Raw genomic sequence first — 13,453 nt, 5'->3', positions numbered from 1 at the left:
CTGTTGAATATATTCCGCCGACCAAAAGTTCCTCCTATGCCATTTGTAAATATCTGAGCACGATCTCAACACGCTCTCCAACCGATAAATCTTCCTCTATTCGTAAAATAGGACATTCCAGTGCGGACATCCATTCCTCATGCAGCACTTTGCTCCTGACTTCAACTCCAGCAACATCATATAATGCCGCCCACTCCATAAAGGTCTGATACGCTTCGTATTTACTTCCTCCAGGCAAAATATGATCACCATATCTCTCGTACTCTCTGGCTCTTAATCTATCTAAACGAATTTCCGGTGGAAGTCCTAGAAAAATAACCAAATCGAATAATGGTCGAAGGCCATCTCCCCAGCCACATACCGCACCACTTAGAATCCAAGGCTCCATATGGGTCAAATCGTTTGTAAGTTTCGCTAATCGCGCATTGACCTCACGTTGCTTAGTGAATTTATGCTCCCAAAAATAGTCGTCACTGTCCAACTGGACATGTGGCAACACTTTAGCTAATTCGTAACCTAATGTACTCGTTCCTACGCCTGAGGCTCCCATAATATGAATTCTTCTCATACATTCCCTCACCTTTAAGTGGATTTAAAGTTGCAATTAAGGCAATTTCCCTCCAAATATAAAAACAAATAGACTGCTCTCTAATGAAGCAAAGCAGTCCATTTATCATATAGCTCTTATTCAGTTATAGCTGCTACGTCTTTAGGAATCCGGCGTGCTGCATCCGTGGATATAGCCGCTTGGATTACTGCCAGGCGGACCTGTTCAACTACTTTTTCGTTAAAAATACTTGGGATGATATATTGCTCATTGAGTTCATCCGGATGAACGACCGATGCAATGGCTTTTGCCGCAGCCAGCTTCATTTCCAGATTCACAGTTCTAGCCCGGCAATCAAGTGCGCCACGGAAAATACCCGGAAAACATAACACATTGTTGATCTGGTTCGGATAATCACTTCTGCCTGTCGCTAGAACGCGAACAAAAGGTTCTGCCAAATCCGGTTCAATCTCCGGTGTAGGATTAGCCATCGCAAAAACGATGTTATCACTGGCCATGCTTTTAAGATGCTCCACGGTCAGAATCCCCCCACGGGACACCCCAATAAAGACATCTGCCCCTCGTATAACCTCCGTTATTCCACCCTCAATTCCCTCAGGATTGGTTGCGGCAGCAAGCTTCTGCCATTCCGGATTATCATACTGGAGATCTTTTCTGAGAACGCCTTCACGATCAACAGCATAAATATAACGCGCGCCCGCTGCCAGCAGCAGATTACATATGGACACCCCAGCCGCCCCTATACCCACAACAACAATCCGCGCATTTTCAATAGATTTATTTACAACTTTAAGCGCATTCAAAAGTCCTGCAAAAGCCACCACGGATGTTCCGTGCTGATCATCATGGAATACCGGAATGTCCAGCTCTTCCGCAAGCCGGCGTTCGATTTCAAAGCAGCGTGGTGAACTTATATCCTCTAAGTTTATCCCTCCAAAGCCAGGAGAAACTGCTTTTACGATATTGATAATTTCTTCCGGATCTTTGGTATTTAAGCATAGCGGAAAAGCATCAATGTTCGCCAATTGCTTAAACAGCATCGCCTTACCTTCCATGACAGGCATAGCTGCTTCCGGGCCGATATCCCCTAGTCCAAGCACAGCAGTGCCGTCCGAAACGACTGCAACTGTATTTCTTTTCATCGTCAGAGAATAAGCTTTTCTGGGATCTTCGGCAATCGCCGTACACACTCGGGCTACCCCCGGCGTATACACTAAGGATAAATCCTCCCGATTTTTAATCGGCATTTTAGGTGTGATTTCGATTTTTCCGCCAAGATGAGCCAGAAACGTCCGATCCGACACGTTGATTATTTTAATTCCCGGCATCTTCGATAATATTGAGATAATTTCTCCATTAGCTGCGTCTTGCACATTCACTGTTATATCTCGGGTAGTGACATCCTTCCCTGCACGTATCACGTCAATAGCAACAATATCTCCGCCAGCTGCGGCAATTCCTGAAGCAACATCGCCAAAAGATGCAACCGATTTCCGAATTTCGAGCCTGATAATCATTGTAGTCGCAATCGACATGAATTAGCCTCTCTTTCTTCAATCCTATTATTTAAAAAATACTATACTTTCCCATTTAAACATATCTTCCGCCTATTAACTAGATCAACGAAAAATTTTTCTTCATACAGTATTCCCATCCGCACCCGGTCCAAATACATCAGGTATGGCAGCTACGGACACAGAGCCATTTTTCCCGTGAAAATAAATTTCATCATAATCTTAAGTGTATGTAAGCATAAACAAACCGTAAGCTCTTCTACTCTTCATTACCTTCACTGCATGCTGTAGAGCATCCCGCCGATTCTTTTCTCCGCTGGCACTTTCAGTTGCTCTCCCTCACTAAGGTCTGTACTGCTCTTCTAGCAAAACAGCCTTACCTTCTACAAATGTCAGATGGAATAATCTATCCACAAGCTCTTCGCTAATAAAATTCGTATAGTCAACTTGCTGAGGTCTCGCCCCATTTAGTTCAGCTATAGTTACATCAGTCTCAAGCTTAAGTCGTTCGATTTCATCGCTTGCATTTCGGATATAGAATCCATTAGGCAATGATTCGGGTTCTTGTATACCATCTTCTTTAGCCGCAATTTCTGCCGCCTCTCCACCGAACCATTCCACCTCATCCAGATCCAGATAAACCGTATTCCCTTCTGTGATTACTCCCTTTATAAAAGCTAATTTTTTCTCCACTTGAGGTAAGTTATAAATAATTTTTTTCAGTTCCTCCACGCTTTCACCCTGCACTCCACTCTCAGAGTTAGATTGGATTGAAATCTCGCCTATAGTTTGAACAAGCTCCTTGGTAGTTTGGTTAGTCTCTTTTGGTGGCTTGTTATAAAAAGAATATCCATTAAAGCCAAGTGAGACTAATGTGATACCCGCTAAGACTGTACCCATTAAATTTTTCCATTTCATAAGCTTCACCCTCTATCACAAGATTTAACGGAACCTTAATAAACAATTGCGCTATATCATAGACAATCACAAGTTGACCGGGCAGAATAAATATTATATACATGTCTTACCTATAACGTAGTTGAAGGAGCTCACACTTATGACAGAATCATTTCAAGCGTTAGTTGTCGACAAAACAGAATCTTCCTTCTCCGTAGCTGTTAAACCGGTTACCCTAGAGGATCTGCCAGCTGGAGAGGTTGTAATTAAGGTTGCTTACTCCAGTGTAAACTATAAAGACGGTTTAGCCAGTATTCCAAACGGTAAAATTCTAAGAACATATCCCTTTATTCCAGGGATAGATTTATCCGGTGTTGTGGTATCTTCCACAGATGAGCGGTTTCATAAAGGGCAGCAAGTCATTGCGACAGGATATGGTGTTGGCGTATCACACTTTGGCGGCTTTAGCAAATACGCTCGGATTCCAGCAGGTTGGATCACTCCCCTTCCCGAAGGCCTGACGCTTAAAGAAGCTATGATCTACGGTACTGCAGGACTGACAGCTGCCTTGTCCATACTAGCCCTGGAAGATCATGACGTTTCCCCGGACAAAGGCAAAGTACTTGTAACAGGCGCTACCGGCGGTGTAGGTGGATCTGCTATTGCCATGCTTGGCGCAAAAGGGTATAGCGTAGTGGCAAGCACAGGTAACGCCAAAGCTACCGATTACCTTAGAGGTATAGGAGCCGAAGACGTGATCTCACGTGAAGAGGTCATTGGCGGCGCCAGCAAACCCTTGGACAAACAATTATGGCAAGGCGCAGTAGATTCGGTGGGTGGTGACACCCTTGCCGCAGTTTTGAGTAAAATCACCTACAGAGGTTCTGTAGCTGCAAGTGGCTTAACCGGAGGCACTTCAGTTCCAACTACAGTACTTCCGTTTATTCTTCGGGGTGTTAACCTTCTCGGCATAGATTCCGTTGAATGTCCTGCAGACCTTCGCCAGAAGGCTTGGAAACGGATGGCGAGCGATCTGAAGCCAAGTCAGCTGGAGAACCTCGTGGATCGTGAAGTCACGTTAAACGAGCTACCGCAAGCATTGGAAGATATTCTACAAGGAAACCTTAGAGGAAGAGTACTTGTCCGTTTATCCTAGGTTTAACAACGAAACCTCCCGGAATCTAGAGTTCCGGGAGGTTTTTTTAGTTTACTCTTGGTTATTTGGATACTGGTAATGCGGCTGCTGCTGTACATAGGGTTGTTGGCGATAATGCTGATCATAACCCTGCGTATAGTACCCTTGCATCGGGTATGGCTGATAATTAAAGGCTTGTGTAGCTGGAGGCATTTGTGAAGATATCGGGATGGGTTGTGCCTGCATATGAGCGTATGGATTCATATTAGGATGCATATTTGGGGCCATGTTAGGGGCCATATTAGGAGCCATATTGCTGCTGCCCATTACTTTATCTTCTTCGCAGCAGTCAGCAGGAGGGCCGATGAAGGTTCCCGGCTTGATTGGAGCAAGAGCTTCTTTTACCTTAGCTTCATTTAAGCAGTAAGTATGGGCTAATACATTTGCTGGGGTTTTGCTAAGAATATCCGAACCTAAAATGACCTCAGGAATAGGTGCGTCAAAAATCGCGAGCAGATGTGTATTATCCGCAGTAGCTACCTCATAATGCCACCAGCCTTGCGGCACGTTTGCCACTTGACCCGGACAAATCGGAAAATGCAGAAGTTCATTTGTGAACGGATTGATTAAAGACACTACCGCTGAACCGCAGATACAATATACAAGCTCTGCAGCATTTTGATGATAATGAGGTTCCACAACATTTGATTTGCTAAGAAAAATATCCAGCAGCGATATGTTCTCAAGCGTGTTCAATTGTTTAATCGACAGCAAGTTAATGAAGTTGTTGGCATCTTTTTTAAAAAGTGTATTGGTGTTCACATCAAAAGTAAACTCTGTATTGGGGGACGTATAGTCCATGTATGAAGTCACTTTTTTTCCTGCCTTTCTGTTGCTATAAATTTTTGCTTTCCCTAAACACAAGATATGCGTTTGCCTATGCCTAGGTGCGGAGATTCACTACTCCTGATAAAAATTCATCTTTCTTTTCTAAACGGGGCATCCTCTAAGTATTACACTCTCACCCCACATAGGAGGCATAGTATGAAATCCATTCACACAAAAATAGTGTTAGCGTTATGTATCACTCTCTTTACAATTATGGGTTTCCAGCCTATGAATCTCAGCTCCACGGTTGAGGCCGCCAATAACAAAACATCATCGAAACAGGCGCCTCTTACATTTGTTCTAGTTCATGGGTCTTGGGCTACTGCTGGTTTTTGGGATCAAACGGCCGCCGCACTTCGCAGCTTAGGACACACCGTCTATACTCCGGAATATGCCGGTCATGGCGGGGACAAAAACAATAATGTAACGCATGCGCAAATTACACAGTCTGTTGTCGACTTTATCAAGCAAAAAGACTTAAAGGATATCATTCTGCTCGGACATAGCTTTGGTGGATCGGTGATCCAAACCGTCTCTCAGCAAGTACCGGATCGGATCAAACGTCTGGTATTCTTCGATGCCTTCGTACCGCTGGATGGGCAAAGTCTGGCGGACCAATTTCCAGCTGATTCGCTTAAGTACTTTGAACAGCTAAGAGATACTTCCGGCAATAACACCATAACGCTCCCCTTTCCTCTCTTCCGGGATACATTCGTCAACACCGCCAGTCTTGCGGAAGCGCAAGCTTTTTATAAACAAGCTCCTCCTGAGCCAGCAAGTCCACTTTTCGAAAAGCTTGATCTCAAGAAATTCTACAGTCTCCAGATCCCCAAAAGTTATCTTTATCTAACGGAGGACACCGCGATACCGCAAGGTCCATACGGATTCCATCCTACACAATCCAGTCATTTAGGCGTCTTCCGCTTCATCGAGGGCAAAGGAGATCACATGACCACCGTTCGAACCGAACCCAAAATGCTGGCGGAATTGATGGTGAAGGCGGGAAGAGATTAGTCGCTTAACAGCTGGATAGCCTAGTAGCTGTTGTGGCTTGAGCTGGGGTTCGCGAGCTGGGCTGGTGACGTGAGCTGAGCTGGTGGCTCGAGCTGCGCTTTGTGATGTGAGCTGAGCTATGCGATGTGAGTTGCGCTTTGTGATGTGAGCTGAGCTATGCGATGTGAGTTGCGCTGTATGATATGAGCTGGGCTGGTGACGTATGCTATACTCTATAATGCAAGCTGGGCTTTGTGATGCTGAGTTGGCCTTCCACTCTGAGCTGAACAATGCGACTCTAAATACACTAGAGCTTAGCGGGGATCGGACCGAGGAGCTCTTATTTTCACAATTTCGGCGATTTAGCCATGCTATCGGACTCAGATGCAGCTATTCACCCAAAAGTACTCCTATAATGCGTGATTTCAGGGGAATAAGAGCCATACAGTCCGAAACTCTCGCCAGAACGATCATAATGCCAAAATAGCTGCAATACGGTCCGTAACGATGTCTGACGCGAGGTCTCTTAATTAATCACCAACGTAGGCTGATGATTTGTGACTCGAGCTGGCATTGCCACTCTGGGCTGAACATTGCGACTCCAAATCCACTAGAGTTTGGCGGGGATCGGACCGAGGAGCTCTTATTTTCACAATTTCGGCGATTTAGCCATGCTATCGGACTCAGATGCAGCTATTCACCCAAAAGTACTCCTATAATGCGTGATTTCAGGGGAATAAGAGCCATACTGAAGCTAGAATAAAAAGTGGACAGTAGTTAACAGACTGGCGATAATGAGTCCACGGAGGTGTGTTCACATGGGAGAACATCGACAACGGTATAACGAAGAATTTAAAAAACAGACAGTGCAGTTCATTCAAGAGCAAACAAAGACAGTGGGCGACTTGGCGGAAGAGCTCAACATCCCAAAAAGTACCCTGCATCAATGGATGAGCCAGTATCGAGAACTAAAGAATGAACCGGCAGCTAGCGTGGATCGAGTACGGGAACTCGAGGCACAGTTGAAAGAAATGAGCCGTCAACTTCAAGAAAAAGATAACAAGATTGCTGATGTGGAAGAGGAATTAGCGATCGTAAAAAAAGCAGTGCACATCTTCAGCAAACCAAGGAACTGAGATTCCAGTTTATTGAAAAACATCGCTCCGAGTTTCTCTTGGAGAAGATGTGCATGACCCTACATGTGTCACGGAGCGGGTACTACAAGTGGCGGACAGAAAAAAACAGTACGCATATGCTTCGTAAGGCTGCGATAATGAAGCGAATTCAGTATCATTTTGCAGACCATCAAAAGCGGTATGGGAGTCCGAAGATCACCCGCCTGTTGCATCAAGAAGGTTATACCGTTACCGAACGCACGGTGAGTGTGTACATGCGACATATGAAGCTTCGCTCCATTGTCTCCAAAACGTATCGCGTACAGACCACCGACTCCAATCATGACCATCCGATTGCCCCAAATACGCTGAACCAGCAATTTAAAATACTCAAACCCAATTCAGTATGGGTTACCGACATTACATACATTCCTTGCCGGGGAGGGCGCTTGTACCTGGCTAGTGTGATGGACCTTTGCACGCGCGAAATCGTGGGGTGGCGCTTGGAGAACCATATGGAAACTAGCTTAATTTCGGGCGCCTTACAAGATGCTTACGAAGCTAAACAACCGGAAAAGGGTCTATTACATCACTCCGATAGAGGTTCTCAATATACTTCTCATGAATACAGGCAGCAGTTGAAAGCGTATGGCATGGAGTCCAGCATGAGCCGCAGAGGTAACTGTTATGATAACGCCTGTATCGAGTCGTGGCACAGCATTTTGAAAAAGGAGCTCATTTATTGTAATCCACGATTCAAAACTAAGGAGCAAGCCTACCAGACACTTTTTCAATATATTGAGTTTTACTATAACCGCAAGCGAATGCATGGCGCGCTGGGGTATCTTTCTCCAGTTCGTTTTGCTGAGCAATTGACTAGAATGTCTGTTGCGTGACTGTCCACTTTCTTGACAGAGGTCCATACAGTCCGAAACTCTCGCCAGAACGATCATAATGCCAAAATAGCTGCAATACGGTCCGTAACGATGTCTGACGCGAGGTCTCTTAATTAATCACCAACGTAGGCTGATGATTTGTGACTCGAGCTGGCATTGCCACTCTGGGCTGAACATTGCGACTCCAAATCCACTAGAGTTTGGCGGTGATCGGACCGAGGAGCTCTTATTTTCACAATTTCGGCGATTTAGCCATGCTATCGGACTCAGATGCAGCTATTCACCCAAAAGTACTCCTATAATGCGTGATTTCAGGGGAATAAGAGCCATACAGTCCGAAACTCTCGCCAGAACGATCATAATGCCAAAATAGCTGCAATACGGTCCGTAACGATGTCTGACGCGAGGTCTCTTAATTAATCACCAACGTAGGCTGATGATTTGTGGAGAAACAGACCACGTGGACTGATCGATGTGCTTTCGAATCAAAAAAAGAGCAAGCGTATGGGAACCCCCTACTACGCTTGCTCTTTTTCCTATCCATAACCAACCTACTTCCTAGGCAATCCGCCACGCGGCAGCTCGGGGTCCGATGTCACTCCGGTAATCACCCAGCTATTCTTCTCTTGCACAAGTGAGATTGTCAAAAGTATAGAAGGTGCTGGTCCACTTGAAGTCGCAGTATCCAGACGCATTTCAATGACCTCTGAATTCTTGTTAATTATCGTTTCTTTAGTGACCTCGTAGTTCGTGATCCAAGGGCTAGAGACACCCGTCACCCAGTTTAGTTCGACAAACCGCGGATACATAATCTTTTTGAAATCTTTGGAGAAGATCGAATATTGAATTGAGGCATTCCGATGCTGCAATCCGAACCCGTAAAGCTCTGATGCTTGAATTGCAGAAGGTAATATAATGCGCTTGGACTCCGGAGCTGGCTTGGGCATAGCCGATAGCAGTTCTCCATTAACGCGAGTCATAGCAACGGGGGCTGATGCACCCAAGGCCATTCCCGGCAGAAGCAACAACCCTGCAATTAGAGCAGTCGCCATTTTCTTTTTGCTAATTAGAATCACCTCATTCGTAGCCTGTTCACTACATGTGAATTGAATCTAATTATTCCCCCACTTCACCCATAAATATGTACACTGTTTCCAAATCCACCAATAATGTATACCTCAATGAATTAAACTGGTAATATAAAATACATACGATACTACGCAATCATCAATTCCATTAGATTTTTATAGGAGATGTTCTCATGAAAAAAATCTTAAACATTTGTCTAGCATCAGGCCTGCTACTCACTCTATCCGTCGGTACCTTAAATACAGCAAGCGCAGAATCCAAGGTCAAAACCTACAAAAACTGCTCGGAGCTAAACAAAGATTACAAAGGTGGAGTTGCTATTTCCAGCTCAACCAAGAACAAAGGCGGCAAAACGAAAAATAAACCCTATGTATCGAAAGAACTCTATAATGCCAATAAAAAAAGCGACCGTGACAAAGACGGAATCGCTTGTGAGAAATAGGCTTAACCTTACTCAACCATTTGCTTGAGCCTTAGATCCCGCGTGAATATCGCATTTCAACTATAAAAAAGAGAAAGACATCCAGATCCAAGACGCCTTTCCCTATTCGAACTATTGCTTTTTATTGATTAAACCGGGCCACAACAAACACCGCAGGTGAATTCCAATAGATCGTCACTTCATTCGTAGAATAGCTAAGCTCATGATCGACAAAGCACTGCGCAGCTGGTTTTCCCTGTAAATGCTCAACTACATATTCATCATGCAGCCCACGATCTGGCCCCCCTGACACCAATCCTGGCACCGGATCAGCCACTTGGTCACCTACAGAAGGGCGATGATGCGGATTCATCACGGCATGATCCCCAAATCCGGTAACATAGCTGATATCCAATATGTTACGCCCCATCAGATAATGTAGATGATCTAAGGCACAGTCCGCAAAACCGGAGTCTCCACTAAAATATTCAGCCGCCAGCAGCAGTATTGCATTGTTCATTACAAGCATATTGCTGCCCCAGATATAGTCCTCCTCTTTTAAAGAGATCCTATGGCCCTCCTCACGACTCTGTTCCACTAATCGTTGCGCCTCAGCAACAAGCCCTTCTTTTAACGAGACATATAAAGCACGTTCTGCTTGCTCCTCACCATTTAACAGATAAGCAATAGTGCCATAACCCCCCATATCACCCCAGCCTAAACTGTATTTTGGAAAAGCCAGCTGCACTAGCTGGAGAACAGCTTGATGATACTCCTCTTTCCCTGTCGTACGATACAGCTCCGCCGCTGCCCAATACCGCTCGTCCTTATCGACTCCATCCCCGTATTCTCCAGTGCTAATCTCAGGCGGATTCGTAAAACCGGGTACATCTGGATGCTGAACAAGCCATTCCCATGCTGCCCCTGCAGCATCCAGACATTTCCGCGCATAAGCAGCATCAAAAGACTCGTACACTCTTGCAGCCATAGCCATAACCCCAGCAAAATCTCCAGTAGCAGTAGCAGATATTGGTGAGAAGTACAGATCCGCTGTATCGTCCTCAGGCATAACATCCAGTCCAGGAAAGCTTAGCGTAGTCAGTTTATGGTATACACCACCTGTTGCGGAGTCTTGCATTTTAAACAACCAATCGAGCTCCACCTTGCATTCCAGCAGCACATCTGGCGTAGATCCATCACTTTCAGGCAATGGGATAGCGCTTACAAAAGCCGAGGGATATAATTCATATGCAAGCAGCATATCCGCGATAGCTTTCGCTCCGGGACCGCTATATTTTCCATAATCACCTGCATCATGCCAGCCACCCGAACAGTCTAGTTGAAGATCCGGTTGCCCATATACAATCCCTTTTGCGGTATGACACGCCTTGTGCTTCCAATCTTCAGCATATTCTTCAGTCAATTCAACGCCACAGCGATAATAATAGAAAGCTTTCAGCAAGCCCTGTTGAAGCTCATGATAAGGCTGATCTGAGATTGTAAAGGATGCCGAAGCTACACCCTCGCCCTGCTCAATCCGATATCTTCCCTCAGCCTTGACCTCCGAGAAATCACCTGTGTGCAAAGTTACTCCACTGGCTTTATCAAATCTTCCAGCATCTGAACTACCTTTGAACACAATAGTCCCGCTATCAACATCAACTACCTGAAAATCATGCTCAGCACCTGTAAATACTGCGATTTTTTCTCCATCCAGCGGATATCCGATTTGATTCACAGTAATGGCGCGAAGTGTACGCTCGCTCATCTTCATTCTCCTTTTATGTAAAAATGATGAAGCTGAAGTAACCTTTCTCTTCTAGTTGAGAATACTCTATTCTAGTTATCTATGGCAATGATGTATACAAGAAAAAACCTAGAGTCACCGAAACGAAACGGATAACTCTAGGCGGACAAAACAGCTTATTTATCGTCAAGCAGTTTAATAAAGTTAGCTGGAAGTGTGAACTGCTTATTATGAACCACTATACGGCGAAGCTCCTCCTCGAAAGAGCTAAGATCATCTTCATCATCGTCTTTAATTTCTTTTATATCTCGGTGCAGACGCTCCATTTGCAGATCAAGAGCATGGGCGGCATCCGCCGCATTTTTCAGCTCACGAGTCATGCTCTCAGGTACTGATTTATTATATTTATAAAAGATTTTATGTTCGAGGCTTGCCCAGAAATCCATAGCAATGGTACGAATTTGAACTTCTACACAGACAAGCTCCTGGCGATCGGACATAAAAACAGGGACTTGAATCAGCAAATGAAGACTCTGATATCCGTTAGGTTTAGGATTCTTAATATAATCCTTCACCTCAAGAACCGTTAGATCATCCTGCTTCTGAAGCATCTCACTAACATGATAGATATCAGAGATAAAAGAACAGGTGATCCGCAGACCAGCGATGTCTTTAATACAATTTTTCACTGAATTCAGCGATAATTCACCATTTTTGCGCAGCATTTTGTTCATGATACTCTCTGGTGACTTAATACGCGATTTGGTATGTTCAATTGGGCTGTAATCATGCAGAGACTGAAACTCCTGTTTTAGGATCTCAATCTTTGTTTCCATCTCATCCAATGCAAATTTATAAATCAACATGAAACGAGTGATATCGTGCTTAAGCTTCTTAAATTGTTCAATTTGATTCTCGGGGGTCATTATCTCATTTCTCCTCTTGTAGCGTTTCTCTATATTTATCATAGCCAATCCACTAGTGAAATTCAAATTCAGTGGTATTCACTTTTCAATTTAGAGAAGACAGCAAGATCCACATACCGACCTTTTTCGAACTCATGTTGCCTTAAGACCCCTTCTTTGTAGAAGCCGAGCTTATTCATCAATATAAGTGACGCCTCATTTTTCGGTTCCACTCTCGCTTCAATTTTATTTAGTCTGATGTTCAAAAAGCCAAACTGCATAACACGGTTCACTACCTCTGTCATAATCCCCTTTCCCCAAAAAGCAGGCATTAAGTCATACCCAATTTCCACACGATGATGATCTTGCTCATAATTCAGAAATCCGCAGGTTCCAATCACTTTTTGAGTCTCACGATCTTCAATCATCCACCGTAAACCGGATTGTTCCTTAAAAATTTTGTCATACCATTTCATTTCATCTATCGCATCCTCGACCGAAATGAAGGGTGTAAATGGCATATATTTCACAACGGCTTCTTGGGAATAAAGTTCAAATATATCATAGCGATCATTTTCTGTTGCTTTACGTAGTGTGCATCGTTCAGTTTGTAACACAGGGAAATCAGTAAATGCAAATTCTGAATTCATGTAAGTTCTCCTTTTTCTAGTTGAGCTGTTTCCACTTTTGCTCTAGCGTTTGCGGAACATACTCCTTCAATAGAGTTAAGAGTTCCATCGGCTCGTTGGATACGTTTAGCAGACTGAGATGCGAAGAATTAGAGAAGCCTTCTTGGATACTGTTATGAATCAGATTCAGCAGAGGATCAAAATAATTCCTGATATTTAGAACCCCTACCGGCTTCTTGTGTATGCCAATTTGTGACCAGCACAAAACCTCAAAAAGCTCCTCATACGTTCCAAACCCTCCAGGTAAAGCAATGAAGCCATCTGCCAATTCTCCCATTTTTGCTTTACGGCCATGCATATCTTCTACTTCTATCAACTCCGTTAATTCTCTATGTACCATTTCCCCATTAAATAATCCTCTAGGCATTACCCCGATTACCTCGCCTCCACCATTCAAAACAGCATTAGCGACTTCACCCATTAATCCGATTTTTGAGCCACCGTAAATTAAACGATAATTATTCATAGCCATGTAGTTACCAAGTTCAACAGCTTTAGCTTTATAATCCTCATGTCCCCCTAAATTCGATCCTGCGAAAACACATATTGATTTCAAAATCCCATCTCCAAACTATATATTGATAATGTCCGCTATC

General features: G+C 44.2%; 14 protein-coding genes. 5 read left to right on the top strand and 9 right to left on the bottom strand.

What is annotated here, in order from left to right:
- Positions 1 to 34: 34 nt before the first annotated feature.
- The 3 genes from NSQ66_RS11360 to NSQ66_RS11350 all read right to left on the bottom strand — a co-directional run bounded on the left by NSQ66_RS11360 (position 35) and on the right by NSQ66_RS11350 (position 3,000).
- The gene (locus NSQ66_RS11360; RefSeq protein ID WP_076142367.1) at positions 35 to 568 is read right to left on the bottom strand and encodes an AAA family ATPase; all 534 of its coding nucleotides are present in this window, start codon (positions 566 to 568) and stop codon (positions 35 to 37) included.
- Positions 569 to 684: 116 nt separating this feature from the next.
- Positions 685 to 2,103, bottom strand: a complete 1,419-nt coding sequence (locus tag NSQ66_RS11355; protein ID WP_036683453.1) for an NAD-dependent malic enzyme — start codon at positions 2,101 to 2,103, stop codon at positions 685 to 687.
- A gap of 321 nt (positions 2,104 to 2,424) precedes the next feature.
- A complete protein-coding gene (locus NSQ66_RS11350; protein WP_076100739.1) occupies positions 2,425 to 3,000 on the bottom strand; it encodes a hypothetical protein in 576 nt (191 codons plus the stop codon).
- A 139-nt stretch (positions 3,001 to 3,139) separates the two neighbouring features.
- Between NSQ66_RS11350 and NSQ66_RS11345 the strand changes: the two genes are divergently transcribed.
- Positions 3,140 to 4,135, top strand: coding sequence for an acryloyl-CoA reductase (locus tag NSQ66_RS11345; protein WP_076142368.1), 996 nt, complete (start codon positions 3,140 to 3,142; stop codon positions 4,133 to 4,135).
- A gap of 51 nt (positions 4,136 to 4,186) precedes the next feature.
- Here the strand turns inward: NSQ66_RS11345 and NSQ66_RS11340 are convergent, their stop codons facing one another.
- A complete protein-coding gene (locus NSQ66_RS11340) occupies positions 4,187 to 4,987 on the bottom strand; it encodes a cupin domain-containing protein (RefSeq protein WP_081390188.1) in 801 nt (266 codons plus the stop codon).
- 171 nt (positions 4,988 to 5,158) lie between these two features.
- On the opposite strand from NSQ66_RS11340, the gene NSQ66_RS11335 reads away from it, so the two are divergent.
- From NSQ66_RS11335 to NSQ66_RS11325, 3 genes are all read left to right on the top strand, one after another.
- Positions 5,159 to 6,016, top strand: coding sequence for an alpha/beta hydrolase (locus NSQ66_RS11335; RefSeq protein WP_081383996.1), 858 nt, complete (start codon positions 5,159 to 5,161; stop codon positions 6,014 to 6,016).
- 797 nt (positions 6,017 to 6,813) lie between these two features.
- Positions 6,814 to 7,131 carry a transposase gene (locus tag NSQ66_RS11330; protein WP_036683594.1) on the top strand — a complete coding sequence of 106 codons (318 nt, stop codon included), beginning with the start codon at positions 6,814 to 6,816 and terminating at the stop codon, positions 7,129 to 7,131.
- Positions 7,080 to 8,006 carry an IS3 family transposase gene (locus tag NSQ66_RS11325; RefSeq protein WP_143766314.1) on the top strand — a complete coding sequence of 309 codons (927 nt, stop codon included), beginning with the start codon at positions 7,080 to 7,082 and terminating at the stop codon, positions 8,004 to 8,006. Before NSQ66_RS11330 ends, NSQ66_RS11325 begins: the two co-directional genes overlap by 52 nt.
- Positions 8,007 to 8,557: 551 nt before the next feature.
- On the opposite strand, the gene NSQ66_RS11320 is transcribed toward NSQ66_RS11325, so the two are convergent.
- On the bottom strand, positions 8,558 to 9,058 hold the full coding sequence (locus tag NSQ66_RS11320) for a hypothetical protein (protein ID WP_076141999.1): 501 nt from the start codon (positions 9,056 to 9,058) through the stop codon (positions 8,558 to 8,560).
- A gap of 209 nt (positions 9,059 to 9,267) precedes the next feature.
- On the opposite strand from NSQ66_RS11320, the gene NSQ66_RS11315 reads away from it, so the two are divergent.
- Positions 9,268 to 9,537, top strand: coding sequence for an excalibur calcium-binding domain-containing protein (locus NSQ66_RS11315; RefSeq protein ID WP_038570042.1), 270 nt, complete (start codon positions 9,268 to 9,270; stop codon positions 9,535 to 9,537).
- Between the two features lie 121 nt (positions 9,538 to 9,658).
- Here NSQ66_RS11315 and NSQ66_RS11310 read toward each other — a convergent pair whose 3' ends face one another.
- From NSQ66_RS11310 to NSQ66_RS11295, 4 genes are all read right to left on the bottom strand, one after another.
- Positions 9,659 to 11,284, bottom strand: a complete 1,626-nt coding sequence (locus tag NSQ66_RS11310; RefSeq protein WP_076142000.1) for a glycoside hydrolase family 9 protein — start codon at positions 11,282 to 11,284, stop codon at positions 9,659 to 9,661.
- Positions 11,285 to 11,439: 155 nt separating this feature from the next.
- Positions 11,440 to 12,189: a GTP pyrophosphokinase family protein gene (locus NSQ66_RS11305; RefSeq protein WP_036689808.1), complete on the bottom strand. Its 750-nt coding sequence runs from the start codon at positions 12,187 to 12,189 to the stop codon at positions 11,440 to 11,442.
- Between the two features lie 68 nt (positions 12,190 to 12,257).
- Positions 12,258 to 12,818 carry a GNAT family protein gene (locus tag NSQ66_RS11300; protein ID WP_076142001.1) on the bottom strand — a complete coding sequence of 187 codons (561 nt, stop codon included), beginning with the start codon at positions 12,816 to 12,818 and terminating at the stop codon, positions 12,258 to 12,260.
- 16 nt (positions 12,819 to 12,834) lie between these two features.
- Entirely contained in the window at positions 12,835 to 13,413 is a 579-nt protein-coding gene (locus NSQ66_RS11295; protein ID WP_076142002.1) for a TIGR00730 family Rossman fold protein, read from the bottom strand.
- Between the last annotated feature and the right edge of the window lie 40 nt (positions 13,414 to 13,453).

Source organism: Paenibacillus sp. FSL H3-0329, assembly GCF_037963285.1.
GTDB classification, from domain to species: domain Bacteria; phylum Bacillota; class Bacilli; order Paenibacillales; family Paenibacillaceae; genus Paenibacillus_AQ; species Paenibacillus_AQ odorifer.
This window is presented reverse-complemented; position numbering and strand designations above follow the sequence as displayed.